At 64.0% G+C, this 26,805-nt stretch carries 25 protein-coding genes; 8 read left to right on the top strand and 17 right to left on the bottom strand.

Annotation, left to right across the window (positions count from 1 at the left end; genetic code table 11):
* Positions 1-163 precede the first annotated feature (163 nt).
* From FJ930_RS18065 to FJ930_RS18050, 4 genes are read right to left on the bottom strand one after another with little or no spacing between them, the layout of a single operon-like run.
* Positions 164-1,015 (bottom strand): ABC transporter permease, encoded by an 852-nt coding sequence (locus FJ930_RS18065; protein WP_141839546.1) that lies wholly within the window; start codon positions 1,013-1,015, stop codon positions 164-166.
* Positions 1,002-1,832 (bottom strand): ABC transporter ATP-binding protein, encoded by an 831-nt coding sequence (locus FJ930_RS18060; protein ID WP_141839544.1) that lies wholly within the window; start codon positions 1,830-1,832, stop codon positions 1,002-1,004. The genes FJ930_RS18065 and FJ930_RS18060 overlap by 14 nt, the downstream gene beginning before the upstream one ends.
* Before the next feature lie 13 nt (positions 1,833-1,845).
* On the bottom strand, positions 1,846-2,850 hold the full coding sequence (locus FJ930_RS18055; protein ID WP_141839542.1) for an ABC transporter substrate-binding protein: 1,005 nt from the start codon (positions 2,848-2,850) through the stop codon (positions 1,846-1,848).
* A complete protein-coding gene (locus FJ930_RS18050) occupies positions 2,774-3,145 on the bottom strand; it encodes a hypothetical protein (protein WP_141839540.1) in 372 nt (123 codons plus the stop codon). Before FJ930_RS18050 ends, FJ930_RS18055 begins: the two co-directional genes overlap by 77 nt.
* Between FJ930_RS18050 and FJ930_RS18045 the strand changes: the two genes are divergently transcribed.
* Both FJ930_RS18045 and FJ930_RS18040 read left to right on the top strand, forming a co-directional pair.
* The gene (locus tag FJ930_RS18045) at positions 3,138-3,521 is read left to right on the top strand and encodes a RidA family protein (protein WP_141839538.1); all 384 of its coding nucleotides are present in this window, start codon (positions 3,138-3,140) and stop codon (positions 3,519-3,521) included. The two genes, FJ930_RS18050 and FJ930_RS18045, sit on opposite strands and share 8 nt — an antisense overlap.
* Before the next feature lie 215 nt (positions 3,522-3,736).
* Positions 3,737-4,540 carry a creatininase family protein gene (locus FJ930_RS18040; protein ID WP_141839536.1) on the top strand — a complete coding sequence of 268 codons (804 nt, stop codon included), beginning with the start codon at positions 3,737-3,739 and terminating at the stop codon, positions 4,538-4,540.
* On the opposite strand, the gene FJ930_RS18035 is transcribed toward FJ930_RS18040, so the two are convergent.
* The gene (locus FJ930_RS18035; RefSeq protein WP_140741262.1) at positions 4,533-5,054 is read right to left on the bottom strand and encodes a tyrosine phosphatase family protein; all 522 of its coding nucleotides are present in this window, start codon (positions 5,052-5,054) and stop codon (positions 4,533-4,535) included. The genes FJ930_RS18040 and FJ930_RS18035 overlap by 8 nt on opposite strands.
* A complete protein-coding gene (cobD, locus tag FJ930_RS18030; protein WP_140740829.1) occupies positions 5,054-6,100 on the bottom strand; it encodes a threonine-phosphate decarboxylase CobD in 1,047 nt (348 codons plus the stop codon). The genes FJ930_RS18035 and cobD overlap by 1 nt, the downstream gene beginning before the upstream one ends.
* On the opposite strand from cobD, the gene cbiB reads away from it, so the two are divergent.
* The gene (cbiB, locus tag FJ930_RS18025) at positions 6,099-7,070 is read left to right on the top strand and encodes an adenosylcobinamide-phosphate synthase CbiB (protein WP_141839534.1); all 972 of its coding nucleotides are present in this window, start codon (positions 6,099-6,101) and stop codon (positions 7,068-7,070) included. The genes cobD and cbiB overlap by 2 nt on opposite strands.
* Before the next feature lie 110 nt (positions 7,071-7,180).
* On the opposite strand, the gene FJ930_RS18020 is transcribed toward cbiB, so the two are convergent.
* Complete coding sequence (locus tag FJ930_RS18020; protein WP_141839532.1) at positions 7,181-8,557, bottom strand: MFS transporter; 1,377 nt, start codon at positions 8,555-8,557, stop codon at positions 7,181-7,183.
* 281 nt (positions 8,558-8,838) lie between these two features.
* Positions 8,839-13,629, bottom strand: coding sequence for an NAD-glutamate dehydrogenase (locus FJ930_RS18010; protein WP_141839530.1), 4,791 nt, complete (start codon positions 13,627-13,629; stop codon positions 8,839-8,841).
* A 137-nt stretch (positions 13,630-13,766) separates the two neighbouring features.
* Between FJ930_RS18010 and FJ930_RS18005 the strand changes: the two genes are divergently transcribed.
* Both FJ930_RS18005 and FJ930_RS18000 read left to right on the top strand, forming a co-directional pair.
* The gene (locus FJ930_RS18005; protein ID WP_141839529.1) at positions 13,767-14,330 is read left to right on the top strand and encodes a peroxidase-related enzyme; all 564 of its coding nucleotides are present in this window, start codon (positions 13,767-13,769) and stop codon (positions 14,328-14,330) included.
* Positions 14,331-14,461: 131 nt separating this feature from the next.
* Positions 14,462-14,785 (top strand): YciI family protein, encoded by a 324-nt coding sequence (locus FJ930_RS18000; protein WP_140613560.1) that lies wholly within the window; start codon positions 14,462-14,464, stop codon positions 14,783-14,785.
* Between the two features lie 102 nt (positions 14,786-14,887).
* Here FJ930_RS18000 and FJ930_RS17995 read toward each other — a convergent pair whose 3' ends face one another.
* Positions 14,888-15,502: a LysE family translocator gene (locus FJ930_RS17995; RefSeq protein ID WP_141839527.1), complete on the bottom strand. Its 615-nt coding sequence runs from the start codon at positions 15,500-15,502 to the stop codon at positions 14,888-14,890.
* A gap of 438 nt (positions 15,503-15,940) precedes the next feature.
* Here FJ930_RS17995 and FJ930_RS17990 point away from each other — a divergent pair, with 438 nt between their 5' ends.
* Positions 15,941-16,567 (top strand): DUF1062 domain-containing protein, encoded by a 627-nt coding sequence (locus FJ930_RS17990; protein ID WP_141839525.1) that lies wholly within the window; start codon positions 15,941-15,943, stop codon positions 16,565-16,567.
* A gap of 59 nt (positions 16,568-16,626) precedes the next feature.
* On the opposite strand, the gene typA is transcribed toward FJ930_RS17990, so the two are convergent.
* Positions 16,627-18,456 carry a translational GTPase TypA gene (typA, locus tag FJ930_RS17985; protein WP_141839523.1) on the bottom strand — a complete coding sequence of 610 codons (1,830 nt, stop codon included), beginning with the start codon at positions 18,454-18,456 and terminating at the stop codon, positions 16,627-16,629.
* A 196-nt stretch (positions 18,457-18,652) separates the two neighbouring features.
* Between typA and FJ930_RS17980 the strand changes: the two genes are divergently transcribed.
* Positions 18,653-18,934 (top strand): hypothetical protein, encoded by a 282-nt coding sequence (locus FJ930_RS17980; RefSeq protein ID WP_140745027.1) that lies wholly within the window; start codon positions 18,653-18,655, stop codon positions 18,932-18,934.
* 30 nt (positions 18,935-18,964) lie between these two features.
* Here the strand turns inward: FJ930_RS17980 and FJ930_RS17975 are convergent, their stop codons facing one another.
* Positions 18,965-20,539, bottom strand: a complete 1,575-nt coding sequence (locus FJ930_RS17975) for an alkaline phosphatase (protein ID WP_141839521.1) — start codon at positions 20,537-20,539, stop codon at positions 18,965-18,967.
* A 255-nt stretch (positions 20,540-20,794) separates the two neighbouring features.
* Complete coding sequence (locus tag FJ930_RS17970; protein ID WP_181763406.1) at positions 20,795-22,078, bottom strand: MFS transporter; 1,284 nt, start codon at positions 22,076-22,078, stop codon at positions 20,795-20,797.
* Between the two features lie 74 nt (positions 22,079-22,152).
* On the opposite strand from FJ930_RS17970, the gene FJ930_RS17965 reads away from it, so the two are divergent.
* Positions 22,153-22,770: a TetR/AcrR family transcriptional regulator gene (locus FJ930_RS17965; RefSeq protein WP_141839517.1), complete on the top strand. Its 618-nt coding sequence runs from the start codon at positions 22,153-22,155 to the stop codon at positions 22,768-22,770.
* A gap of 294 nt (positions 22,771-23,064) precedes the next feature.
* On the opposite strand, the gene ppa is transcribed toward FJ930_RS17965, so the two are convergent.
* The 5 genes from ppa to FJ930_RS17935 all read right to left on the bottom strand — a co-directional run bounded on the left by ppa (position 23,065) and on the right by FJ930_RS17935 (position 26,788).
* Positions 23,065-23,598: an inorganic diphosphatase gene (gene ppa, locus FJ930_RS17960; RefSeq protein WP_135900105.1), complete on the bottom strand. Its 534-nt coding sequence runs from the start codon at positions 23,596-23,598 to the stop codon at positions 23,065-23,067.
* A 199-nt stretch (positions 23,599-23,797) separates the two neighbouring features.
* Positions 23,798-24,304, bottom strand: coding sequence for a GNAT family N-acetyltransferase (locus tag FJ930_RS17955; RefSeq protein ID WP_141839515.1), 507 nt, complete (start codon positions 24,302-24,304; stop codon positions 23,798-23,800).
* Positions 24,305-24,471: 167 nt separating this feature from the next.
* Complete coding sequence (locus FJ930_RS17950) at positions 24,472-25,110, bottom strand: TPM domain-containing protein (RefSeq protein ID WP_141839513.1); 639 nt, start codon at positions 25,108-25,110, stop codon at positions 24,472-24,474.
* A gap of 9 nt (positions 25,111-25,119) precedes the next feature.
* A complete protein-coding gene (locus FJ930_RS17945) occupies positions 25,120-25,980 on the bottom strand; it encodes a YgcG family protein (protein WP_141839511.1) in 861 nt (286 codons plus the stop codon).
* Between the two features lie 169 nt (positions 25,981-26,149).
* Positions 26,150-26,788 (bottom strand): LemA family protein, encoded by a 639-nt coding sequence (locus tag FJ930_RS17935; protein ID WP_140745020.1) that lies wholly within the window; start codon positions 26,786-26,788, stop codon positions 26,150-26,152.
* Between the last annotated feature and the right edge of the window lie 17 nt (positions 26,789-26,805).

The following is a 26,805-nucleotide window of genomic DNA, read 5'->3' as shown; positions in this document are numbered from 1 at the left end:
GCCTGCCGGCACCTTCTCCCCGTATAGGGACGGGGAGAAGGGAGAAGCTCCCGCGCTGACGCCCCCCTCTCCCCGTCCCTATACAGGGAGAGGGTAAGGGTGAGGGGCAGCGCCGACATTGGAATAAGCGAGCAGCCGCCACAGCAAGCAAAATACAACAACGTTACCGCTCCTGCTTGAGCGCGCTTTCATGCCAGCGCCGCAAAATGAGATGCGAGATCAGCGACAGCACCAGGAAGATCAGGATTCCCGTCAACGAAATCAGAAACAGCGCCGCGAACAGTCGCGGCGCGTTGAGCCGGTAGCCGGCCTCGATGATGCGCGAGGCAAGCCCCGACGACTGGCCGGTGGCGCCAGCGACGAACTCGGCCACCACGGCGCCGATCAGCGACAGGCCGCCGGCGATCTTCAGCCCACCGAGGAAATACGGCATCGCCGCCGGCAGCCTGAGATAGCGCAGCTGCTGCCAACGCGTCGCGCCGTTGAGCTTGAACAAGTCGCGCAGATTACGGTCGACCGAGTTGAGGCCGAGCGTGGTGTTGGACAGGATCGGGAAGAAGGCGACGATCCAGGCGCACAGCAGAAGCTTGGTCGTCTGGTTGTCGACATAGATGTTGATCAGCGGGAAGATCGCCACGATCGGCGTCACCTGCAGCACGATGGCGAACGGAAAGAACGACATCTCCACCCATTTCGATTGCGCGAACAGGACCGCCAGCCCGACGCCGCCAACAACGGCCAAAAGCAGGCTGAGGAAGGTGATGCGCAAGGTGACCAGCAGTGCCGAGAACAGCAGGCCGGCATCGTTGTAGAGCGTCCACAGCACCATGCCGGGACGCGGCAGGATATATTGCGGGATCGTGTTCCACACGCAGACGCGATCCCACAGCCAGATGGCCAGGATCATGATCGCCAGCGGCAGCACCCAGCGGCCGATCCGCTCGAGCCGCTCCTGGCGCACCCGGCGCGTTTCCTCCGGGTCGAGCTTGAGCACCCGCTCCTCAATGGCCGTCATGGTGCGAGCCCGCTGTTGAATTGATGGCATTGACCAGCACGTCGGAGGCTTGCCGGCAAAGGGATGCATAGTCCGGCGAGGTGCGAAATACCTCATCGCGCGGATAGGATGCCTCGATCGCAAGTTCTTCGAAGACCCTGCCCGGTCGCGCCGCCATGACGACCACCCGATTGGAGAGAAACACGCTCTCGAAGACGCTGTGGGTGACGAAGACGACGGTGAAGCGCTCGTCCTGCCACAGTTCCAGCAGGTCGTTGTTGAGCTTGAAGCGGGTGATCTCGTCGAGCGCGGCGAAAGGCTCGTCCATCAACAGCACGCGCGGCCTGGTCACCATGGCGCGCGCGATCGACACGCGCATCTTCATGCCGCCGGAGAGCTCGCGCGGCACCGCATCCTCGAAGCCAGTCAGGTGAACCCGTGCCAGCATCTCCGTTATCGCCGGAGCGGCCTTGGCGCGGGACATGCCTTTCAGCCTGAGCGGCAGCCAGACATTGTCGAAGACGCTGGCCCAGGGGAGCAGGGTCGGCTCCTGGAAGACGAAGCCGATGTTGGCGCGATCGAGCGAACCGCCGCCACGCCAATCGAGCGTGCCCGAGGTCGGCGTCGACAGGCCGGCGATCAGCCGCAGCGCCGTCGATTTGCCGCAGCCTGACGGGCCGAGCAGGCTGAGGAAATCGCCTTCCCGGATCGTCAGATCGACATCGCTCAGCGCCGTCACGCCATTGGAAAAGACCTTGCCGACGCCACGCAGCGCCAACAATGCCGGAGCGACGTCCCACGCATTCGCTGGCGCTTGCGCCACCTTTTCCCTTATCATGCCGGGACCCGGCCTATTTCTTCAGCTCGAGCCCCACGCCCTTGTTGACGAAGGCCAACGTATAGGCCTTCTTGATGTCGATGCCGCCGGGTGCGACCTTGGCCTTGACCATCTTGTCGTAGAAACTCTTGATCCGCGCATCCGTCATGGCCCCGATGCCAAGCTTTTCGGTGTCGCCCGAATCGGCAAGACCGAACTTCTTCATCTGCTCGATCGAGAAAGCGATCTGCGCGTCCGTCATGTCGGGATTGTCTTTCTTGATCATGTCGTTGGCGGCCTTGTTGTCGCCGTAGAGATATTTGTACCAGCCCTTGGCCGAGCCATCGACGAAGCACTGGACCACCTCCGGCTTCTTGTCGATCGTATCCTGCATCACCTCGATCGTCGTCGAATAGGTGTCCCAGCCATAGTCGGCCAGCAGGAACTGGTTCGGCACGAAGCCGCCTTCCTTCTGGACCGCGAACGGCTCTGAAGTGACGTAACCCTGCTGGATCGACTTCTTGTTGGCGATGAAGGGAGCGGTGTTATAGGTGTAAGGCACGCGCTTGGCGGCATCGAAGCCGAGCTCGATGACCATCCATTGGAAGAACGTCTGCACGCCCTCGTCGCCCAGAATATACTGGTCGGCGTTCTTCAGATCCTCCCATTTGTCGAGCCCTTCGCCGGGGTGTGACATGATGACCTGCGGATCCTTCTGGAAGTCGGCGGCCACGACTCGCATCGGAATGCCCTGCTGCACGGCATCGAAGGCCGACAGCAGATTGCCGCCCATGTAAAAATCGATCTTGCCGGCCAGCAGCATCGGCCGCCCGCTGACCTGCGGGCCGCCCTGCATGATGGTGACATCGAGGCCGCAGGCGGCATAGGTGCCATCGGCCACGGCCTGGTAATATCCGCCATGTTCCGGCTCGGCCAGCCAGTTGGTGCCGAAGGTGGCTTTTTCATTCGCCGCGGCCCCCAGCGTGCTGGCGGCCAGCAAGGCTACCACGCCCACCGAGATCTTCTGTTTTCCGTACATCGACACCACCCTTTGTTTGCTCCGGCGCTCCACGCGCCAGGCTCGACACCAAAGATTCAAGAAGCAAGACACATGCCACTGGCGTCTCACGCCGGGACCCGCCCGCCTGCACCACAGCCATCTGCGAAAGCCGGAAAGGTCGTGCTGCACCGGAGGCATCGTGCCCATTTTTTGAACGCCTGTCCACAATCGCACCGGCGACATGCACCGCCATCTTGAAGCTGTGCACCGCCATCTTGAAGCTGTAATGAAACCCGTCCCAGGCTGACGGCAAACCGGAGATTGCCATGTTCAAGTTTCTCACCCCCAAGTCGATCAAGCCGCCCTTTGCCCGCTATAGCCACGGTGTCGAGGTGCCGGCCGGCAAGCGGCTGGTCCTGTGCTCGGGCCAGGTCGCCATCACGGCGGACGACCAAATCCCCGAGGACGCTGGCGCCCAGGCCGAGCTCTGCTTCCGCAACATCGCGGCGGTGCTCGGCGAGGCGGGGCTGGGACTGCAGGACATCGTGAGAATCAATGCCTATGTCACCGACCGCGCATATTTGCGGCCCTATATGGATGTCCGCGACCGGCTGTTTTCGAACCCGGCGCCGGCCTCGACGCTGATGATCGTTTCCGGCTTTGCCAGGCCCGAATTCAAGGTCGAGGTCGAGGCAATCGCGGCAGGATGAGAAGCGCCGCGCTACGAATCGACTGGCCGATGGTCTAAAGTCAAACTATCAAAGGCTGGCGCCGCCCCTCATCCGCCTGCCGGCACCTTCTCCCCGTATAGTGACGGGGAGAAGGGAGAAGCTGCGACGTTCGCGTCTTCCTCTCCCCGTTCTTCACGGGGAGAGGATAAGGGTGAGGGGCGGCGCCGACGCGCTTCAGTTTCTTCGAGGTCAAAATGGACAAGACAAAAAGACGCGTCTGGTGGGGTGACTACCGGACCACCGAATATGCCTCGGTCGATCCCGAGACGACGATCGCCGTGCTGCCGGTTGCGGCGATCGAACAGCACGGGCCGCATCTGCCTGTCTCGACCGACACCTCGATCATGAACGGCATGCTCGACACGGTCATTTCGCGTCTGCCCGACGATCTCGACATCCGCATCCTGCCGGTTCAGGCGGTGGGCAAGTCGAACGAGCATCTGCACGCGCCGGGCACGCTTACCTTGCCGGCAACGACACTGGTCGAGGCCTGGACCGAGCTTGGCCTGTCGGTCGCGCGCGCCGGTGTGCGCAAGCTCGTCGTCGTCAATTCGCATGGCGGCAATGAGGAGATCATGGGCATCATCACGCGTGAATTGCGCGTCCGCGAAAAGATGCTGGCGGTGAAGACGAGCTGGCAGCGCTTCGGCCGCCCGGCCGGCATGTACACCGAACTCGAGGATCGGCACGGCATCCATGGCGGCGACGTGGAGACGTCGCTGATGCTGCATTTCCGGCCGGATCTGGTCGACATGGGCAAGGCCGACAATTTCGTTTCCAACGTCGCCAAAGCCGAGAAGGAATTCTCGCTGCTGCGCCACACCGGCACCCACGCCTTTGCCTGGCTCGCCAGCGACCTGAACCCGAACGGCGTGGTCGGCGACGCCAGCATCGCGACAGCCGAAAAAGGGCGCTTGACTGCGGAACATCAGGCCGGCGGGTTCATCAGCCTGCTCAACGATGTGCGCGAGGCAAAGCTCGCGGAGTGGCTTAGATAGTCTCCTGAGCGTCGATCTTCAGCGCAAAAGGCGTGCCCTCGAAGGCGTCGGCGCCACGGCCGATCGACAGGATCGCCTCGATCATGCGGCCATTGCGATCAAGCAGGGCATCCGCCACGGCAATCAGGCGCGGATTGGGTGTCGCCGAGGGGGATAGCGTCCGCAATGTCTGAGCCAATTCGGCCTCGTCGCGTTTCGGCGCCAGGGCGGCGGCGATGATATAGGCCGAAGCGGTCGAACGACTGATGCCTGCATAGCAATGCACCACCATCGGCCTTGCCCTATCCCACCGGCGCGCGAAATCGAGCAGGTTGCGCACGTGATCCTCGCCCGGCATGGTCATGCCGTCCTGCGCTATAGCAATGTCGTGCATGACCAGATGCAGATGGTTTTCCCTGGCGATCGAGGCCGGGCGCACCACCTCGGTTCCGGCGGCGAGCAGCGACAGCAGGCGGTCGGCACCGGTCCTCGCCACCGTTTCCTCGACCTTTGCCAGCGAACAGACATGGATCATCATCGCGCGATCTCCCTGGCGCCATCGTCGCGCCGCGAAGCCCAGCCGGCAAGAGCGAATTCGAGCCGCCGCCATTCTTCGTCACTCCCCGGCAGGCCTGCGCGCAGGACATGCGGCCGGTCGGAGAAATGCCGCAGCAGGATACCGTGCTCGCCAAGCGCGGAAAACAGGCCGGCGGCATCCGCCAGACCGAGATAGCGGAACAGCGTGGTACCACCGGCAACGGACACGCCGAAGCGGCCGAACAGCGCGTCGAGCCGCGCCGATGCCTCCGCGAGCGATATCCGCATCGCGTCCTGCCAGCCGATATCGGCGAGCGCGCGGATACCATATTCCAGCGCCGGACCGGCGACGGCCCATGGGCCGAATTGCGTTTCCAGCAGGTCCACCGTTGGCGTATCGGAAAGCGCGAATCCAAGCCGCACGCCGGCCAGGCCAAAGAACTTACCGAACGAGCGCAGCACGACGATGCCGCCCTGGCCGACATCGCCTGCGAGGCTGTGTTCGCGCGGGCCGACATCCATGAAGGCCTCGTCGACGACCAGCAGGCCGCCTCTGGCGCGCAATCCTGCGGCGAGCACCAGCAGCCGGTCGCGCTCGATGACGCGCCCATCCGGGTTGTTGGGATTGACGATGATGGCAAGGTCGGCGTCGGCGAGCGCCGCAAAATCGCTGACCCCGGACACCTCGTGCCCGGCGATTGCCGCCGCCCGGGCGTGTTCGGCATAGGTCGGCCCCAGCACCAATGCCTTGCCGGGTCTGATCAGCGATGCCACGCGCGGCAACAGGATCTGCGTGCCGGGCGCCGCGACGACATTTGCGGGCGACGGCGCACCATAGGTGCTGGCCGCGATCTCTGTAAGCTCACGCCCGCGCCCTGTTTCCGGCAATCGCGACAGCGAGGTGGCGGGCAAGTCGAAAAGCGGGTAGGAGTGCGGATTGATACCGGTCGAGAGGTCGACGAAAGGCAGCAAGGCGTTGGGGAAAAGCGCCCTCGCCCGGCCAAGACTTCCACCATGGTCCACCGCTCCTTCAAGAAGCTTCATGTCAGTCCTGATCGCTTTCCTGTCACTGGCCGTCGAATTCGTCCTGGGTTATCCGGACTGGCTGTTTCGCGCCATCGGTCATCCGGTGACGTGGTTCGGCAGCCTGATATCCTTTCTCGATCGCGGGCTCAACCGCGCCACTGATACCGACGCGCTGCGTCGCCAACGCGGCGTCCGGGCGCTTCTGGTCATCGTGCTGGTACCGGCGGTGATCGGCCTTTGCGTGCAGATCCTTCTGCTCTGGTTCGTTCCCCTGGGACTGATCATTGCCGCCCTTCTGGCGACGTCTTTCCTGTCGCAGAAGAGCCTGTATGAACATGTCGAGGCCGTGGCGGACTCGCTTGACTCGGGTGGCCTCGCCATGGGCCGTGTCGCCGTCTCGCGAATCGTCGGTCGTGACCCGGAGACGCTCGACAGGGCCGGCGTCTGCCGCGCGGCGATCGAAAGCCTGGCCGAGAATTTTTCCGACGGCATCGTCGCCCCCGCCTTCTGGACAGGCGTCGGCGGGCTAGCAGGAGGTGCTGCCTACAAGGCGGCCAACACCGCCGATTCAATGATCGGCCACCGCACCCCGCGCCACGAGGCGTTCGGCTGGGCGGCGGCGCGCTTCGACGATTGGATCAACCTGCCGGCGTCGCGGCTGACGGCTCTGCTGATCGTGCTGGCTGCTTTCCTGGTCAAGGAAGCCGATCCCCGCAACGCCTGGACTGCGGTGTGGCGCGACGCCAAAAAGCACCGTTCGCCCAACGCCGGCTGGCCGGAAGCGGCCATGGCCGGAGCGCTTGGACTCGCGCTCGCCGGACCGCGCAGCTATGGCGGCGTGGTGGTCGACGACGTTTTCATGGGCGAAGGCGGCCGCCGCGACGTCGACAGCGGCGACATCAGGCGGGCGTTGCAACTCTATCGGGTCGCCGACTACCTGCTGATTGCGCTGTTCGGGATGGTCTCGGTGATTGTCATCGTGGCGTGACGTTACCCTCCCCCTTGTTGGGAGGGTCGGCGCGTAGTGCCGGGGGAGCGGTGGGCCCCCACCCCGCTCCGCTTCGCGGATCGACCCTCCCCACAAGGGGGAGGGTAAACTTACCCCGCCGGCCGATCCGCCGGATACGGCGTCCTCACCAGTATCGCCATGCCGATGCCGAGGAACAGGATGATCACCGCCATGCCGAGCCGCGCCGAACCGCTGAGCGCGGTGATGGTCGCCACCAGGAACGGTGCCAGGAAACTGGTCGCCCGGCCGGCCAGCGCATAAATGCCGAAATAGCGGCCGGATTCCGCCGCCGTGACGCTGCGCGCCATGTAGGAACGCGACGACGCCTGCACCGGTCCGAAAGCCAGGCCGATCAATAGGCCGTACAGGATATAAGCTTTTTCAGCCGCCGTGCCGAACAGGCCGCCCGAATCGGTTGTCGAGAGCGGTATCAGGCCGAGCAAGGTGAAGCCCGGCCCCGTCGAGATGATACCGATGGTGGCGACCGACAGCATCACCAGCGCGATCATCACCACCGCCTTGGAGCCGAGCGCGGTGTCCAGCCGCGCCGCGATCCAGCAGCCGAAAATGGCGACGATGTTGAGAATGATGCCGAACATGCCGATCTCGGTGATCGACCAGTGGAACATGCCCGCCGCGAACGTGCCGCCGAGCGCCAGCAGCGCGTTGACGCCGTCCTGATAGATCATCCGTGCGACGAGGAAGCGGAAGATGCCGCCGCGCCGGCGCACCTCGGCCAGCGTCGATTTCAGCTCCGACAGGCCCTCGCGCACCGCCGGCCCGATTGGGATGCCCTTGATGGCGTCCGGCGTGAAGAAGAACATCGGCAGGATGAACAGGAAATACCAGCCGGCCGACAGCGGCCCGGTGGCGCGGGCATCTTCGCCCAGATGCGGATCGAGCCCGAACAGCGGGGCGATGCCGATGATGGTCTTGCCGGTCTCGGGCGAACCGGCCAGGCACGTCACCACGAAGATCAGCGCGATCATGCCGCCGAGATAGCCGAGGCCCCAGGCCGTGTTGGAGATGCGGCCGATCTCGCTCTTCGGCACCAGCCGCGGCATCATCGAATCATTGAACACCGTGGAGAATTCCGCCGCGACCGACGCCAGCGAGAACAGTGCCACGATCAGGAACAGGTTCGAGCCGGGCGCGGCGAACCAGAGCAAGCTAAGGCTGGTGATCTTGATGGCGGCGAAGAAGGCGATCCACGGCTTGCGCGGCCCGGTCTGGTCGGCGATCGAGCCGAGGACTGGCGACAGCACGGCGATGACCAGCCCGGCCGCGGCGATGCCGTAGCCCCAGACCGCCTGGCCGGTGTTGGGGTCGGCAGCCATGCGCGAAACGAAATAGGGACCGAAGATGAAGGTGGTGACGACCGTGAAGAACGGCTGCGCCGCCCAGTCGAAGAACATCCATCCCCAGATGCCGCGCCCGGACGCCCGCTGCATTGTCTCTACCGCCATGCTGACTCCCCTGGCACCCGCTCGGCCCGTGTCGGGCGCCATGTCTGCATGTTTCCGATGCTCATGCAAATGACAAGCGTCGCGCTGCCCCTCATTGCCCTGCCGGGCACTTCTCCCCGTACGGTGACGGGGAGAAAGACGCTGTCGCCGAGGATTTCGCCAATCCTCGACGTGGCAGAATGAGCGCCGGCCTCCCAGCCGGTTCGCTTCTCCCCGTCACTATACGGGGAGAAGGTGGCGGCAGCCGGATGAGGGGCGGCACCAATCTCCGCAAGAATTCGTCACATCCCCGTCAGATCGCTCATCAGCCCGGACGCCACCGACAGCCGCGACACGGTGATGTCGCCGCCCTCGGTCAGCGCCTGCAGCCGCTCGCGGATGCGCGCCACCCGCTCGCCGCCGGCTTCCAGCCATGCGGCCACCGGATCGGCCGCCTTGGCATGACTGGTGAGCGCGGCGACCGCGATGCCGCGCCGCGCCGCGCCGATCGTGTCGGTGGCGCGCGACAGCGCGAGTTGGTCGTAATAATCCGACGGCGTGATCGAGCGCGCGGCGTCCTCGACGCGCGGAATGCGGAAGGCATCGCTGACGGCGAAGAACGCCTTGGCGGCCGCGACGATGTCGGCGCCGGCCGTGCGCGCCGTCAACGCGATGTCGGGGATCAATTCCGCCACTTCGCTCAAGGCCAGCTGCTCGGCCAGCCTTTCCGGCGCACCGGCCTTGAACAGCCCGTGCCGCTTCTCCTCGATCCGCTCGCGCGAGAACGCCGGCAGCAGGGGAACGAGCTTGGGTTCCAGCGCCTTGCGCGCCTCCTGCAATTCGGCGATGCGCTGGCCGAGCGGCGCCGTGCCGGCATCGTTCTTCAGATACCAGCCGCTGCTCATATAGATGAGCCGGCTCACAATCTGGTAGAGATCGAGCTGCACCTGGCCGTCGATCTGGTTGTCGAGCGCGTCGATCTCGCGGTAGAGCGCCGGCAGCGCAAAGCCATCCCGCACCACGGCGAAGGTGCGCACCACATCGGCGGCGGTGCGGCCCGTGGCCTCCTGCAACCGGTTGACGAAGGACGGACCGCCGCGATTGACGAGGTCGTTGGCGACGACACGGGCGATGATCTCGCGGCGCAGCCTGTGACCATGGATCTCGGTGGCGTATTTCTTCGCCATCCGGTCCGGGAAATAGCCCATCAGATCACGGTCGAAATGCGCGTCGTCCGGCACGTCGCTGGCGACGATGTCGGAGAACAGAACGATCTTGGCATAGGCGAGCAGCACGCCGAGCTCGGCCCTGGTCAGCGGCTCGCCGCGTGCCTCACGCTCGGCGAGCGCCGCCGGGGACGGCAGCGTTTCCACGGCACGGTCGAGCAGGCCCCGCGCTTCGAGCGCGGACATGAACCGGGCCTGATGCGCAATGTCGGCGAGGCCGCGCTTGCGCGCGATCGAAAGCGCCAGCGTCTGCTCGTAATTGTTGGACAGCACCAGCCCGCCGACCTCGTCGGTCATCTCGGCCAGCAGCTTGTTGCGTGCCGGACGGTTCAGCGATCCCTTGCGCATGGCGGATGCCAGCGCGATCTTGATGTTGACCTCGACGTCGGAACAGTTGACGCCGCCGGAATTGTCGATGGCATCGGAATTGCAGCGGCCGCCATTCATGCCGAACTCGATTCGTGCCCGCTGGGTGACGCCGAGGTTGGCGCCCTCGCCGATCACCCTGGCGCGCACGTCGAGCGCGGTGACGCGGATGGCGTCGTTGGCCCGGTCGCCGACATCGGCGTTGGTCTCGGTCGAGGCCCGCAGATAGGTGCCGATGCCGCCGAACCACAAAAGGTCGACCGGCGCCTTGAGGATGGCGGTCATGATCTCGACCGGCGTGGCGGTCGTCTTGGCAAGGCCGATCGCCGCCGCAGCCGCGGCCGGCAAGGTGATCGACTTCTGGCTGCGCGAGACGATGATGCCGCCTTCCGACAGCTTGGTCTTGTCATAATCCTGCCAGCTCGACCGTGGCAGCGCGAACATGCGCTGGCGCTCGGCCATCGAGGCCTCCATGTCCGGATCGGGATCGATGAAGATGTCGCGATGGTCGAAGGCGGCGATCAGCCGCGTTTTCGGCGACAACAACATGCCGTTGCCGAACACGTCGCCCGACATGTCGCCGACGCCGACGACGGTGAAGGGCGAGGTCTGGATGTCGCGGTTCATTTCGCGGAAATGCCGCTTGACCGCTTCCCAGGCGCCCTTGGCGGTGATGCCCATCTTCTTGTGATCATAACCGGCGGAGCCGCCGCTGGCGAAGGCATCGTCCAGCCAGAAACCATGGCTTTCGCTGATGGCATTGGCGGTGTCGGAGAAGGTGGCCGTGCCCTTGTCGGCGGCGACGACGAAATAGGGGTCGTCCTGGTCGCGACGCACCACGCCAGCCGGCGGAATGACACCGTCCAGCCCGATATTGTCCGTGATCGACAGCAGGCTGGAGACGAAGTTCTTGTAGGCCGAGGTGCCGGCCTCGAAGATCGCGTCGCGGCTGCCGCCCGCCGGCAGGCGTTTGGGGAAGAAGCCGCCCTTGGCACCGACGGGCACGATAACGGCATTCTTGACCTGCTGCGCCTTGACCAGGCCAAGCACTTCGGTGCGGTAGTCCTGGGCGCGGTCCGACCAGCGCAGGCCGCCACGCGCGACCGGCCCGAAGCGCAGATGCAGCCCCTCGACCTCGGAGCCGTAGACGAAGATCTCCCGCCACGGCCGTGGCGCCGGCAATCCCTCGACCGCTTGCGAGTCGAGCTTGATCGCCAGCGATTGACCCTTCTGCTTCGTATCGGCAACGAAATGATTGGTGCGCAGCGAGGCTTCGACCAAATTCAGGTAGCGCCGGATGATGGTGTCGTCGTCGATGTTGGGCACATCTTCCAAGGCATCCTTGATCTTGGCCTTGAGGTGCTTTGCCGCCACGGCGCCTTCCGTCTCTGCCGTCGGCCCAAGCCGGGCGATGAAAAGGTCGTGCAGGCCGCGCGCGATCTCCGGGTAGCGGTTGAGTGCGGCAGCGATGAAATCCTGGCTTTGCGGAATGCCGACCTGCTGCAGATAGCGGCCATAGGCGCGCAGGATGGTAATTTCTTCAGACCACAGGCCGGCGGTCTGGGCAAGGCCGTTATAACCATCATTGTCGACGTCGCCGCGCCAGACCGACAGGAACGCGTCCTCGAACAGCGCGCCGCCATCGGCAAGATCGATCGGCTTGCCGTAGCTGTTCTCCAGCTCCATGTCGTGGATGAAGACCATGCCGGTCGCGTCGTCGCCGACCTCGAACGTACGCTCGCTGATCACCCGGAAGCCGATGTTTTCCAACACCGGCACCCGCCGCGACAACGCCACCGGGCTGCCATGGTGATAGATCTTCAGCGCCGCCTGCTGCGGCTTCTGCTCGCCGTGGCGATAATAGTCGATGGCGATCGGATTGGCGGCGCTGATCTTGGCGATGCGCCCGGCATCGACCAGCGCCACCGCCGCGCTGAACGAATCGCGGTAGCTTTCCGGCAGCCTTGCGGCGATGGCTTTCAACGCCGGGTCGCTGCCGCTGGCCTCCGCCGCCTCGGAAAGGGCGTCCTCCCAGGTACGGACGATGTCGCGGATCGCCGCCTCGATCGTCGCCTGCTCGACTCTTGGCGTCTTGCCGCCGGAGCGGCCGATGATGAAGTGGACACGCGCCAGCCCGCCTTCCGGGAAGGCCGGGTAATAGGCCGACAGCCGGCCTTCGAACACGGTCTTGAGATAGGCGCCGACCTTCTCGCGCACCACGCTGTCGTAGCGGTCGCGCGGCACGAAGACGAGGATCGAGACGAAGCGGTCGAACTGGTCGGCGCGCACCAGCGCCCTGACCCGCGGCCGCTCGATCAGGCCGAGGATGGCCGCGGCGTGCTTCCTCAGGATCGGCACCGGGACCTGGAACAATTCGTCGCGCGGATAGCTCTCCAGCACATTGATCAGCGCCTTGCCGGAATGGTCGTGCCGGTCGAAACCGGATTTGGCGATGATGGTTTCGGCCTTGGACCTGAGATATGGGATCTTCATCACCGAGCGCGTGTAGGCGGTCGAGGTGAACAGGCCGACGATGCGCAGTTCGCCCGCCAGTGCCCCCTTGGTGGTGTAGGTCTTGACGCCGATGTAATCGAGATAGATGCGGCGGTGCACGGAAGACTTGGCATTGGCCTTGGTGACGATCAGCGGCTCCGGCCCGTGCAGGAAGGCGCGAATCTCAGGCGTCGTCGTCACCGCTTCAGTGCCGCGTCTGAGCACCAGCACGTCGGGATCGGACAGGATACCAAGGCCGGGCTTGTCGGCGCGCTCCAGCGTGCCGCTTTCCTCGCCGCCGGTATATTTGAACTCGCGCATGCCGAGGAAGGTGAAATTGTCGTCGCGCAGCCACTCCAGGAAGGCGATCGCCTCGGCAACGCTCTTCTTGTCGAGCGGCACAGCCGAATAGCGGAACTCCGAGATCGCCTGATCGAGCCGGGCCAGCATCGGTTTCCAGTCGTTGACGGCCGCATGCACCTGGCCGAGCATCTTGCGCAGCCGCTCGGTCAAGGCGTTTGCCGCCTCCGCGGTCAGCCGCGGGATATGGACGTGGATGACGCTCAGCCGGTCGTGGCCGCCGTCGTCCCTGGCGAAATTGCCGTCGCCGAGGATTTCCTCGACACCGCCTTTGCCATGACGCACGGTGATGACCGGATGGGTGACCAGGGTCGGCTCGCCGGCGGTCTCGGTGATCTCGCCAAGGATGGAGTCGAACAGGAACGGCATGTTGTCATTGACGACCGTGATGACCGTGACCGGGCGGCCTTCTCGGGCGACGCCCGGATCGCTCTCGACGGCGACGACGCACTCGCCTTTCTTGTGACGGGCTACCGCCTGGCCGGCGAGGTCGGCGGCGCGTTCCAGGTCCCCCACTTGATAGGCGGCGATGTCTTCCGCCGGCGCGCGGGCGAGCAGGTAATCGGCAAGCCTGGCTGGCCTGTCCTCCGTCTTCGCCGCCGCCGTTGCCCTCTTCTTCGACTTAGCTGCGGATTTCACGCTGGCCATGACGCTTCTTGCCTCCCGTCGTATGCTTTTGTGACTATGGTAGCAGATGACCGCCATTTGGCGACAAAGGTTTGACGGCTTGCCAAGAATTCTGGGAATTCGGCGGCAAGGCATCGCCCGACGAGGAGAAACAAACCATGACCGGCAAAATCACCGCGCTTGATCTCGATACGGGGGAACTGAGCGAGCCGACAAAAGCCTATTTCGCCAAATGCGAGGAGAAGCTCGGGCTGGTTCCCAACGTGCTGAAGGCCTATGCCTTCGATGACAAGAAGCTGCGCGCCTTCACCGACATGTACAACGATCTGATGCTCGGCGATTCCGGCCTGTCGAAGCTGGAGCGTGAGATGATCGCGGTCGCCGTCTCCTCCATCAACCAGTGTTACTACTGCCTGACCGCTCATGGCGCGGCGGTGCGTCAGTTGTCCGGCGACCCTTCGCTCGGCGAGATGATGGTGATGAATTTCCGCGCCGCCGATCTCTCGCCGAAGCAGACGGCGATGCTGGAATTCGCCGTCAAGCTGACCGAGGAACCGGCCAAGATCGTCGAGGCCGACCGGGCCACGCTTCGCAAGGCCGGCTTCAGCGACCGCGACATCTGGGACATCGCCTCGACGGCTGCCTTCTTCAACATGTCAAACCGGATGGCGGCGGCGATCGACATGCGCCCGAATGACGAATACCACGCCATGGCGCGGTGACGAGCCGGGTTCCCATCAGACTACATATTAGACATGCCTAATTCTCATTGCGTGTCGGCCTTTTTGGTCCGATGATCGCTGGGCGGCATGGCCGCATGCTGGTTCGATGCCGCTGATCAAGGGAGAAGAACATGGCGAAGTTTCTCTACGTCTATCATGGCTCAGGCAAGATGCCGGCGACGGAAGCCGAGCGGAAAGCCGCGATGGACGCCTGGAATGGCTGGTTCGGCAAACTGGGCTCGGCGGTGGTCGACGGCGGCAATCCGGTCGGCATGTCCAAGACCGTGCTGCCGGGCGGCAAGGTCGAGAACAATGGCGGCAGCAATCCGACGGGCGGCTATTCGATCATCGAGGCCAAGGACATCGACGATGCCGCCGACAAGGCCAAGGGCTGCCCGATGCTGGCCATGCCGAACTGCAGCATCGAGATCGCGCCGATCATCGAAATGATGTGACGCTTCTTCTGTTGAGCATGATCTTTCCGAGCCGAAAGTCTGCGAAGCAGAAGAAGACGATTTCCACTTTTCGCCGACGCGGTCCTTCGGTTCGGATGATGCTTACGACCGCGCCGCGATCGCCGCCGCGGCCCCGGCCATCGTCGAGGCGCTGACGCGGTTGGCGATCTTCATGGCGCGCTTGCTCCTCAGCAGCTTGCGCGCCTGCGAGGCGGCGAGCACCCAGGCGAGATCGATGGCGATCAGCACCACGGCCATGGTCGCCGTCAGTTCGGCCCAGCCGATGACGCTGACCGAGGCGAGGTCGATGATGGTTGGCAGCAGCGCCAGGTAGAACATCATGATCTTGGGATTGCCGAGCGTCACCGCCATGCCGGCGAGGAACAGCTTGGCGGGCGAATCCTCGCGCGGCATCTCCCCTTCCTTGGCTTCGACCGGAGCCGTCCACATCTTCCAGGCGAGATAGGCGAGATAGGCAACGCCGACCCATTTCACGATGACGAAGGCAAGGTGGAAGGTCTGCGCGACGACAGCCAGCCCGAACACCGCCAGCGACAGCCAGATGCCCTCGCCGATCCACATGGCGAGCAGGAACGGAAACACGTCGCGGAATCCTTTCGAGATGACGCGTGCGACGAGCGCCGCGATCGATGGACCTGGCGAACCGGCGGCAACGAACAAGGCAGCGGCGAAGATCAGGAGCGAGGTGAGGTGCATGGCAGGATTTCCGCTTGTTTCAGGGTCGATCAACCACGATAACCCGACAGCTGCGGCTCTGGCAAAGGCAAGACAATGCGGGCCATAGGTGCAGACATGCAAGGCTTGGGCTCGCAGGGCCCCCTTGCCGAGCCCGCATCGCGCCGCTAGAAGAGCCGCCCCGACACCCATTTCGAGCTTCACTTTGCCTCAGTAACCGCCGGTCTCGTCAACTCCCCCGACACACTGCATGGCGCCGCATTCGCGGTGCCTGTTTCATGTTCATGTGTTCTCTGGGCGGCGGTTCGAGACCGGTTTGGCACTGCTGAACCGCTGTCGCGCGCTTTTGGCCAGCGACACCTGACTTCCGATCTCCGCAGCCTACCGCCACGCCGCGCCCGCATGGGCATCTCGACAGAGCCGACCTGAAGAACTTCCCCCCGGGAAGGGCTTACCGGCATGTCTTCTACCACTTGCATCCAATGGATGATCGCGCCTGGGATCGCACCTCGACCGCTCATCAACTGCAATCGCTGCGGCGGCCTGAAGGCCTATCGCAGCAGCGGCAAGTTCCGCGTCAACGCCAACGGCAAGCGCATCGACGTGTGGCTGATCTATCGCTGCATCGACTGTGACAATTCCTGGAATTTCGGCATTTTCGAACGCTGCAACCGCCGCGACATCGAGCCGGCGCTGTTGCGGGCGCTCGAAAGCAACGATCCGGGGCTGGCGCGGCGCCACGCTTTCGACGTCGTCGCCCTGCGCGACAACGTGGGACGTGTCGAGGAGTTTCCCGACGTCGCCGTGCTCAAGCGGGCGGTTGGAGAGACAACGGAAAGCGCGACAGCGTTGGAACTCTGGCTTGGGTTGGAAATGCCGACGTCGCTCCGGCTCGACCGCCTGCTCACCAACGAACTCGGCATCTCGCGATCAAGGCTTCAGGCGCTGGAAGAGCGGCGATTGCTGCTCGTCGATCCAGGCGGCGCAAAAGCCCTGCGCAAGCCGGCTCGCGAAGGAACGACGTTGCGTATCGACCTGACCGGCGAACCTGATCGGCAGGCCATTATCGCGGCAGCCCTCGGATGAAAATGAAAAAGGGGCGGCGCACTGGTGTGCCCACCCCTTTTCAAATGGAGGAACGGAAATTACGCCGCGCCGACCGCCTTGGCCGACTTCTCGAAGCGCTTGCGCTCGTTTGGGTCGAGATAGAGCTTGCGCAGGCGGATGGTCTTCGGCGTCACCTCGACCAGTTCGTCGTCCTGGATCCAGGCCAGCGCGCGTTCCAGCGTCATGCGGATCGGCGGGGTCAGCTTGACCGCCTCGTCCTTGCCGGCGGCGCGGATATTGGTCAGCTTCTTGCCCTTCAGCACATTCACTTCGAGGTCGTTGTCGCGGGAATGGATGCCGATGATCATGCCCTGATAGACCTTGACGCCGGGGTCGATGACCATCGGGCCACGGTCTTCCAGGTTCCACATGGCGTAGGCGACCGATTCGCCCTGCTCGTTGGAGATCAGCACGCCATTGGTACGGCCGGGCAACTCGCCCTTGTAGGGCTCATAGGCGTGGAACAGCCGGTTCATGACGGCGGTGCCGCGCGTGTCGGTCAAAAGTTCCGACTGGTAGCCGATCAGGCCACGCGTCGGCGCATGGAAGACGATGCGCTGGCGGTTGCCGCCCGAGGGGCGCAGTTCGACCATCTCGGCCTTGCGCTCCGACATCTTCTGCACGACGACGCCGGCATGCTCCTCATCGACGTCGATGACGACTTCCTCGACCGGCTCCAGCAGTTCGCCGTTTTCGCCCATCTGCATGACGACGCGCGGACGCGACACGGCGATCTCGAACCCTTCGCGGCGCATCGTCTCGATCAGCACGGCGAGCTGCAATTCGCCACGGCCGGAAACGAAGAACGAATCCTTGTCGGGCGATTCCTCGATCTTGAGCGCGACATTGCCTTCGGCCTCGCGCAGCAAGCGGTCGCGGATGACGCGGCTGGTCACCTTGTCGCCTTCGGTGCCGGCCAATGGGCTGTCGTTGACGAGGAAGGACATGGTCACCGTCGGCGGATCGATCGGCTGCGCATGCAGCGCCTCGGTCACGCTGGGGTCGCAGAACGTGTCGGCGACGGTGCCCTTGGACAGACCGGCAATGGCGACGATGTCGCCCGCCTGGGCTTCCTCGATCGGCTGGCGCTCGAGGCCGCGGAAGGCGAGGATCTTGGAAATGCGGCCGGTTTCGATCTGGGTGCCGTCATGGTGCAGCACCTTGACCGGCTGGTTGGCCTTCAGCGTGCCGCTCTCGATGCGGCCGGTGATGATGCGGCCAAGGAAGGGATTGGCCTCCAGGATGGTCCCGATCATCCGGAACGGGCCGGGATGAACGGTCGGCGCCGGCACATGCTTGATGACGAGGTCGAACAGCGGCGCGAGCTGCTGGTCCTTGGGGCCTTCCGGATTTTCCGACACCCAGCCGTCGCGGCCTGAACCGTAGAGGATCGGGAAGTCGAGCTGCTCGTCGGTGGCGTCGAGCGCGGCGAAAAGGTCGAACACCTCGTTGACCACCTCGACATGGCGCGCGTCCGGCCGGTCGATCTTGTTGATGACGACGATCGGCTTGAGGCCGACCTTGAGCGCCTTGCCGACGACGAATTTGGTTTGCGGCATCGGGCCTTCGGCGGCATCGACCAGCACGATGGCCGAATCCACCATCGACAGGATGCGTTCGACCTCGCCGCCGAAATCGGCGTGGCCGGGCGTGTCGACGATGTTGATGCGCGTATCCTTCCAGTCGACCGAGGTCGCCTTGGCAAGGATGGTGATGCCGCGCTCCTTTTCGAGGTCGTTGGAATCCATGGCGCGCTCGGCGACGCGCTGGTTGTCGCGGAAAGAGCCGGACTGCTTCAAAAGCTGGTCGACAAGGGTAGTCTTTCCATGGTCGACGTGCGCGATGATCGCGATATTACGGAGTTTCATGTTCTGGTCTCGGGAGCGTTGCAGGCAGCAGGCCAAAGGCGCCGCCTCTTTCGGTTGCGCGGCTCATACAGGGTTTTTCGCATTTGCGAAAGAGGAAGCGCGATACCAAATAATCATCAAATCTTAAGCATCTCCATGTGAGATGGTTTTGTTAACCAAGGCGGGAACCTTTTGAGGGCCCGGCAGTTCGAACGTCATGACCGATAAACTCAACCGTTTTTGGCCGTTCGTCGCTTCGGCGGCCTTTGCCGTCCTGCTGGCGGCCAACGCCGCGCAGTCGGCCGCGGCGCTGAAGGAAGCACGCCCTGTTCTTCCGACAGATACCTCGTCGGCCCAGCAGGTCTTCGCCGACGCGCCCGATGGCGTTGACCCCATGGTGACCGGCCCGGTCAGCACCGCCTTCAAGCAAAGGCAGGACGCCGCCAACTGCGACGCCGCCGTCTGGCCGCATATTCCTATGGTCTGCTACCCGGATTGACGGCTGCTTCAACAGCCGTCCCAGGTCGCCTCACGCAGACCGCACAGGGTCGAGCGTGACCTTGTAAAGCTCGTTGTCGTCACGATCCATCAACCGCACCGTTAGCTGCTCGGTGGCGCCGGATATATCGACCAGACCGAAGAACTGCAGCCCGGCTGACGGCGGCAGGTTCTGGCCCTGCTCCGCGGTCGGCGCCTTGATGAACTTCAGCTCGGGGCCGAAGGTCATGTCGAAATCGTTCGGGCCGAAGGTGCCGGCGTGGATCGGACCGGAGACGAACTCCCAGAACGGGTTGAAGTCCTGGAACTGCGCCTTGTCCGGATTGTAGTAATGCACCGCCGTGTAATGGACGTCGGCGGTGAGCCAGACGGTGTTGGTGATGCCGGCGTTCTTGATGTAGCGCAACAGGTCGGCGAATTCGAGTTCGCGGCCTTTCGGCGCGCCATTGTCGCCATTGCTGACCGCTTCGGCGCCAACCTTCTTGGTGCCGTCGTCCCAAACGACGAGGCCGAGCGGCATGTCGGCGGCGATGATCTTCCAGGTCGCCTTCGAGTTCGTCAACTCGCGCTTCAGCCATTTCGTCTGCTGTTCGCCGAGCATGCGCGATTGCGGCGTCATGGTGTCCTCCATGTCGGGGCCGTTGGGGCCGCGATAGGAGCGCATGTCGAGGAAGAACACGTCGAGCAGCGGTCCGTGGGCGATCTTGCGATAGACGCGACCTGGCTCCGACGGTTCGTAGCGGATGGTTGTCATCTCGTGGAAGGCGCGCGCGGCGCGGGCCGCCAGCACGTGGATGGATTTCTCCTTGTAGCGATCGTCGGCACTGAGGTTCTTCGAATCCGACCAGTTGTTCAGCACCTCATGGTCGTCCCACTGGTAGACGGTCGGGCAGATGGCGCTGAGTTCCAGCACGTTCTTGTCCATCATGTTGTACTTCCACTGGTCGCGATATTCGTCCAGCGTCTCGGCCACCTTGCGCTTGCCGTCGATGAGAACGACATTCTTCCACTTGCCACCGCCGGGCAGGTCGACTTCGTCCTTCATCGCGCCATCGGCATAGATGGTGTCGCCCGAATGCAGGAAGAAGTCCGGCGTATGCTTGGCGATGGTGGAATAGGTCTTCATGCCGGTCTCGTCGATGCCCCAGCCCTGGCCGGCGGTATCGCCCGACCAGGCGAAGCGCACGTCGCGCTTCGAGGACGGCGCGGTGCGGAAACGGCCGACGATCGGGTCGGAGACGGCATTGATGTCGGAAAGATCGGCCGCCGACATGCGGTAGAAGATGTCCTGGTCGGAGGCGAGGTCGGTGAGCAGCCGCTTGACCGTATAGTCGCTGGCCGGCGAGGTGTCGAGCGGTGCCAGCTTTGTCGCATTAGCGAAGCTTTCCGTCGTGGATACTTCGAACATGACGCGCGCGGGGCGGTCGGTACGGGTCCAGACCATGCCGCTGACGGCGTCGACATCACCGGACTGGACGCCATGGGTGAAGGCCGGACGCTGGCTGGCGCGGGAATAATAGGGCAATGCGAGACCCGAGGCGCCGAGCAGACCAGCCGCGCTGGCCGAAGTGACGAAGGCGCGGCGGGTCATCGAAAGCTTGTTCATGGCTGTCTCCTGGTGGCGTTGAAGGTGCCACCAAGGTCCGGCGTCAGTGTTGCAGACGCATTTCGAAACCATGAAGTTTTGATAACAGCTGCCAATCTCCCCCCTCGAGGGGGAGATGTCGCCGAAGGCGACAGAGGGGGTCGCCTCGCGTAGAGCGCCAACCCTTTACGCCCGCGACAAGGTCGAGCCTAGTCGGACCGACCCCCTCTGGCCGCTTCGCGGCCATCTCCCCCCTCAAGGGGGGAGATCGGCAGCTCAAGCCGCCTGCGGCTCGGGATCGAATGCCGGCCGGCTGGTGTTGATCAAAAGCGAGAGACACGCCGCGGCGATCGCCGTCATGCCGGCGATCAGGAAGGCCAGTTCGTAATTGCCCTGCAACTCGCGCATGGTGCCGCCGAAGGCGGCGGCGGTTGCAGCCCCGACCTGGTGGCCGGCGACGATCCAGCCGAACACGATCGGCCCGCTGCGATCGCCGAAGGCTTCGTTGGCGAGCCGCAGCGTCGGCGGCACGGTGGCGATCCAGTCGAGGCCGTAGAGCACCGCGAAGATGATCAGGCTGGTCGCCGAGAAGCCGGAATAAGGCAGATAGATCAGCGATAGGCCACGGATGGCATAATAGACGCCGAGCAGCTTGCGCGGATCGAACCGGTCGGTGAGCCAACCGGACAGCGTCGTCCCGATCAGATCGAAAATGCCCATCATCGACAACAGGCCGGCGGCCTGCACCTCGCCGATGCCCATATCGCCGCAGAAGGCGATGAGATGCGTACCGACCAGACCGTTGGTGGTGAAGCCGCAGACGAAGAAGGTGGCGAACAGATACCAAAATACCCGCGTGCCAGCGGCGCGCCGCAGCGTGTTGAGCGTGTGCGCCAGGAAGTTGCCCTGCGATGCCGGCGAGACCGGCGGCACGTCATCGGCCCCGGCGCCATAGCGAACCATGCCGATCGAGGCCGGACGCTCCGGCACCAGCAGCCAGACCAGGGGCAGGAGGCAGGCGGTGGCGACCGCGACCGCGATTGCGACCGGCTTCCAGCCGCCCGATTGCGCGAGGGAAGCGATCAACGGCAGGAAAATCAGCATGCCGGTGGCGCTCGAGGCCGACATTAGCCCCATGACCAAGCCGCGATTGGTCCTGAACCAGCGGTTGACGATGGTGGCGCCGAGCACGCTGGCGACGGCGCCGGAGCCGATGCCGGAGAAGACGCCCCAGGTGATGAACAGGTGCCAGGGCTTGGTCATCAAAAGGCTGAGTGCCGTCGAAGCCGACATCACCACCAGGGCAGCGAGCAGCGTGCGGCGCAGCCCGATCCGCTCCATCAGCGCGGCGGCGAACGGACCGGTCAGACCGTAGAGCAGGATACCGACGCCGGCGGCCAGCGAGATCGTGTCGCGCCGCCAGCCGAAGCTGCTTTCGAGCGGCAGCATCATGACGGAAGGCGCGGAACGCAAGCCGGCCGCGATCAGCAGACAGAGGAAGATGACACCGACCACGACGAAAGCGTAGCGCTGGCCAAACGGACGGGATTGAGTTATCATGTTACTGACCGGTACGTTGCAAGAAGGGAGCATGTATACGTACCGATCGGTAACATTGTCAATCGAGTCCCACGATGCAAACCGACAAAAATATTGAACTGACCATCAGCGACGGTCATGCATCGGCGCCGCCGAAAGCCGCCAAGAAGATCCTCGACGTGGCTTATGACCTGTTCTACCGGCGCGGCATAAGAGCGATCGGTGTCGACGAGATCGTCAAGCGCGCCGGCGTCACCAAGCCCAGCCTCTATCGCAGCTTCCCCTCGAAGGACGAACTGGCCGCGTCCTATCTCAGGCAATACGACCTTGAGTTCTGGGAGCGCTTCGATGAGGCCGTCGACGCACATCCGGGCGATCCGCGCGCGCAGATCATCGCCTTCCTCACCCGCGTCGGCAAGCGCACGCAGAACCCGGACTATCGCGGCTGCGGCATGACCAATGCGGCCGTCGAATATCCCGAGCGCGGCCATCCGGCACGCGTGGTAAGCGAGGACAACAAGCAGGAACTGCGACGCAGGCTGCGCGCCATGGCCGCCGCGATGGGCGCGCCAGACGCCGATACGCTGGGCGACGGGCTGCTGCTGCTCATCGAGGGCGCCTATATCAGCGGCCAGTTGTTCGGCCTCGGCGGCCCGGCGCAATCGGTCGCCCGCAACGCCGACCTGCTGATCGAAGCAAGCTTGAAGGAATAAGACTTTCAGGCGCTGCGCAGCCCTTCATCCGCCTGCCGGCATCCTCTCATCATCGATTTCGCCAATCGACGGCGTTGCAAAGAGAGCGCCGGGGTAGCGGACGTCCCCTTCTCCCCGTCACTATAAGGGAGAAGGTGCCGGTAGGCGGATGAGGGGCGGCGCAGACGCTGACAATGGGCTTGGCAGCCATCTCGCGCAAGCTCGCCGACGAGAAGGCGCGCAGCTTCGTCTGCGGCAAGGACAGGCACACCGTCATCGGCGATGTGCCGCCCTTCGGCCGGGTCGATAATTAGCCTACTTGCTCGCCTTGGCGCGGTCGACCGCGTCCATGATCATCTTCTTGGCGTATTTGGAATCGTGCCAGCCTTCGATCTTGACCCATTTGCCGGGCTCGAGATCCTTGTAGTGCTCGAAGAAGTGCTGCACCTGCTGGCGGGTGATTTCGGGCAAATGCGTGTATTCGGTGACGTTCTCGTAACGCAGCGTCAGCTTCGGCGACGGCACGGCGATGACCTTCTCGTCCTGGCCGGCATTGTCTTCCATGATCAAGACGCCGATCGGCCGCACGTTGATGACGCAGCCCGGCACCAGTGCGCGCGTGTTGCAGACCAGCACGTCGATCGGATCGCCGTCGCCCGACAGCGTGTGCGGCACGAAGCCGTAATTGCCGGGATAACGCATCGAGGTGTGCAGGAAGCGGTCGACGAACAGCGTGCCGGCCTCCTTGTCCATTTCGTACTTGATCGGCTCGCCGCCGATCGGCACCTCGATGATGACGTTGACGTCTTCAGGCGGATTCTTTCCGGTGGCTATGGCTTCGATGCGCATGGCTTTGTCCCTCTCTCGGTTGGGAGACCGATAGCGGGCGGCGCAAAATGGCGCAATGCGGCGAATGGTGTTCACGTATGTCAGGTGAGACGCGATGGCGTTCGACGCGTTCAACAATCAGCACAAGATGTTTCAGCGTCGTGATTTTTGCGCGGGATGCGTCCCTGAGGCTTCGCCTTCCGGGACCATCTCTGGGCAGTCACTCCCAGACGAAAGCGACTTTCTTCAACGCTTTCTGCTCGAAGATCTCGACGCCTTCGGCAATGTCGCGGCCGCCGGCACCGGCATAGAAAGCCAGCGCGTTCTGGTTGTCTTCCAGCGCCCACACCACCATGCCTTTCAGGCCATGGTCGGCGAGACGTGCCCTGGCCGCCGAAAACAGCCGCCGGCCAAGACCGATGCCCTGATATTCCGGGCGCAGGTACAATTCGTAGATCTCGCCCTGCTGCTTGAGTTCCCGGGCGCGGTTCTTGCCGATCGTCGCATAGCCGGCGATCGTGCCGCCGACCTCGACCACCAGGACGGTGGCGGCGCGGCGAATCGCATTCGCCCACCAGTCGGCGCCGCGGCGGTTGATCATCGATGTCAGCGTGCGATGCGGAATGATGCCGCTATAGGCGCCGCGCCAGGCCTCGAGATGCACTTCGGCGATGGCGCCGGCGTCGCGCGGTTCGGCTTTGCGGATGTCGATCGTCAGCGTATTCATGATTTGTTAACCATAAACCCGCATCGCCCGATTGCAAAGAGTCCGGACGGCCCGCCGATCGCTTTCTTGCAACCGGTCCCGACACTGCTGACAGGGCAAGGCCATCTGAAAACGCATTCAGCCGAGGCGCATGACGTGGTTTTCAAGAACCGAAGCGCGACGGCTTTTCAGATTTCGACCAGATGGTCGTCGAGCTCGTTGGTATCGTCCGGCGTGACCGGGAAGTGCTCGGTCAGCACCGCCCCCACCTGCTCGATCGCCTTGACGAAACCGTCGGCAAGCCGGTCGTCGCCGGCATGCGCGGTGAGATCCCGCACGACGCCATCCCAGACATGCTGGCCGACCTTTGCGTCGATACCCGAATCGGCGACCACCTCTGCATAGCGTTCGGCGATTGAGACGAAGATCAGCACGCCAGTGCGCGCCGTGGTGCGATGGACGTTGCGGGCAAGGAACTGCTTGAGCGCGTTGGCGTGTGCCGCCTGATAGCGCAGCCGCCGTGGCACCATATGGATGCGCAGGCCGGGCAGCGCCCACAACAGCGCCAGCACGCTGGCCAGCGCCAGAAGCTCGGCGATGACGAAATGCGGCAGGCGGATGGCGAGCCACCATGCCTCCAGCCCATAGGCGACGGCGAGGCTGACGATCAGCATGCCGAGTGTCGCCATCAAGGCGGCGGGGGAGAAATAGCCGTCGCTGGCACGCGCCACGACGCAGTAGATTTCGCCATCGGTGCTGGCCTCGGCGACGCGGATCGCGTCGGCGATGCGTTCATGATCCTGCGGGCTGATCGGTCGTGTCGCCATGCCGTTGCCTCACCAGCCTCCTGACGAACCGCCGCCGCCGGACGAACCGCCGCCGCCCGAAAAACCGCCGCCACCGCCACCCGAAGACCAGCCACCGCCGGAACTTCCGGAAGACCAGCCACCACCGGATGAGGAGCGCCGGCCAGGCTCGAAGGTCATGCCGAGCCAGCGGTAGCGGCCCGGCCCAAGCTTCTGGCCGAAGATCGGCGGCAGGACAGAAGCCGCGATGCCGCCGAAGAAAATGATCGCCCAGATGCCGATGAAGATGGCGAAGAACAGGTTGTCGGGATTGAAGGGTGCCTGCTGGTTGCGCTTGCCTCGCGCTTCCAGTTCCTCAGGATTGCCCTCCAGCACCATGATCATGTCATCGACGGCCTTGCTGATGCCACCCGAGAAATCGCCTGCCCGGAAGGCTGGCACCATATCGTTCTCGATGATCAGCTTGGTGTGCAGGTCGGTCAGCGTGCCTTCCAGCCCGTAGCCGACCTCGATGCGCATCTTGCGGTCGTTCGGCGCGACCAGCAGCAGGACGCCGTTGTTCTCTTTGGCCTGGCCAAGCTTCCAGAAGCGGAACAGCCGGTTGGCGTAGGGCTCGATCTCCTCGCCGCCGAGGCTCGGGATGGTGGCGACGACGATCTGGTCGGAACCCTTTGTCTCGAAATCGGCGAGCTTCTGCGTCAGCGCTGCCTTGGTGCCGGCATCGATGATGCCGGCATTGTCGACGACACGGCCGGTGAGAGCGGGGAGATCGGCTGCGAGGGCGGTGAGGGCGGTGAGGGGCAGAAGGAGGAGGCAGAGAAGAAGGCCAAGAGTGTTTAGGCAAGCGTTCCTTCGCGCCCCCCTCTGTCCTGCCGGACATCTCCCCCGCAAGGGGGGAGATTGGCAGTTTCGCCGCTGGCTCCCGCCCTTGAGTATTGGAGATTGGCGAAAGCCGTGATCACAGCCGATCTCCCCCCTTGCGGGGGAGATGTCCGGCAGGACAGAGGGGGGTGTGACGGAACTCAAGGTCGACACGGACCAGACCCGCTAAATTGCTCGTTCACCCGCCCTGCTTGGTGCCGAAATCGACCTTCGGCGGCTGCATCTTGTCTTCGGCGACGGTGAAATTGGCGAAGGGCTCGTTGCCGCGGAACCAGAGTGTGGCCCACAGCACCGACGGGAACGTCCTCAGGGTCAGATTATAGTCCCTGACCGCCTGGATGTAGTCGCGCCGCGCTACCGCGATGCGGTTCTCCGTGCCTTCGAGCTGCGCCTGCAACGCCAGGAAATTCTGGTTGGCCTTGAGGTCGGGATAGGCCTCCGACACGGCGATCAGCCGCGACAGCGCGCTGGTCAGCCCTGCCTGGGCATCCTGGAATTTCTTGAACGCTTCCGGGTCCTTCAGCGTTTCCGGCGTCACGGTGATCTGCGTTGCCTTGGCGCGCGCCTCGACCACCGCGTCGAGCGTGTCCTTCTCATGCGCGGCGTAGCCTTTGACCGTCTCCACCAAGTTGGGGATGAGATCGGCGCGCCGCTGGTACTGGTTCAGCACCTCGCTCCAGGCCGCCTTGGCGTTTTCTTCCGCCGTCGGGATGGTGTTGTAGCCGCAGCCGGCCAGCAACGGCAGCACGATGGCCATCATCAGGAAGGCGGGAAGCGTGCGGAAGATGGATGATGGAGCAAGGCGCTGGGCGAGCATGAACGGTCCTTCGACGG

Source organism: Mesorhizobium sp. B2-4-15, from assembly GCF_006658505.1.
In the GTDB taxonomy this organism is placed as follows: Bacteria; Pseudomonadota; Alphaproteobacteria; order Rhizobiales; family Rhizobiaceae; genus Mesorhizobium.
The sequence above is the reverse complement of the archived record's forward strand: the minus strand, read 5'-3'. Positions and strand labels throughout refer to the sequence as shown.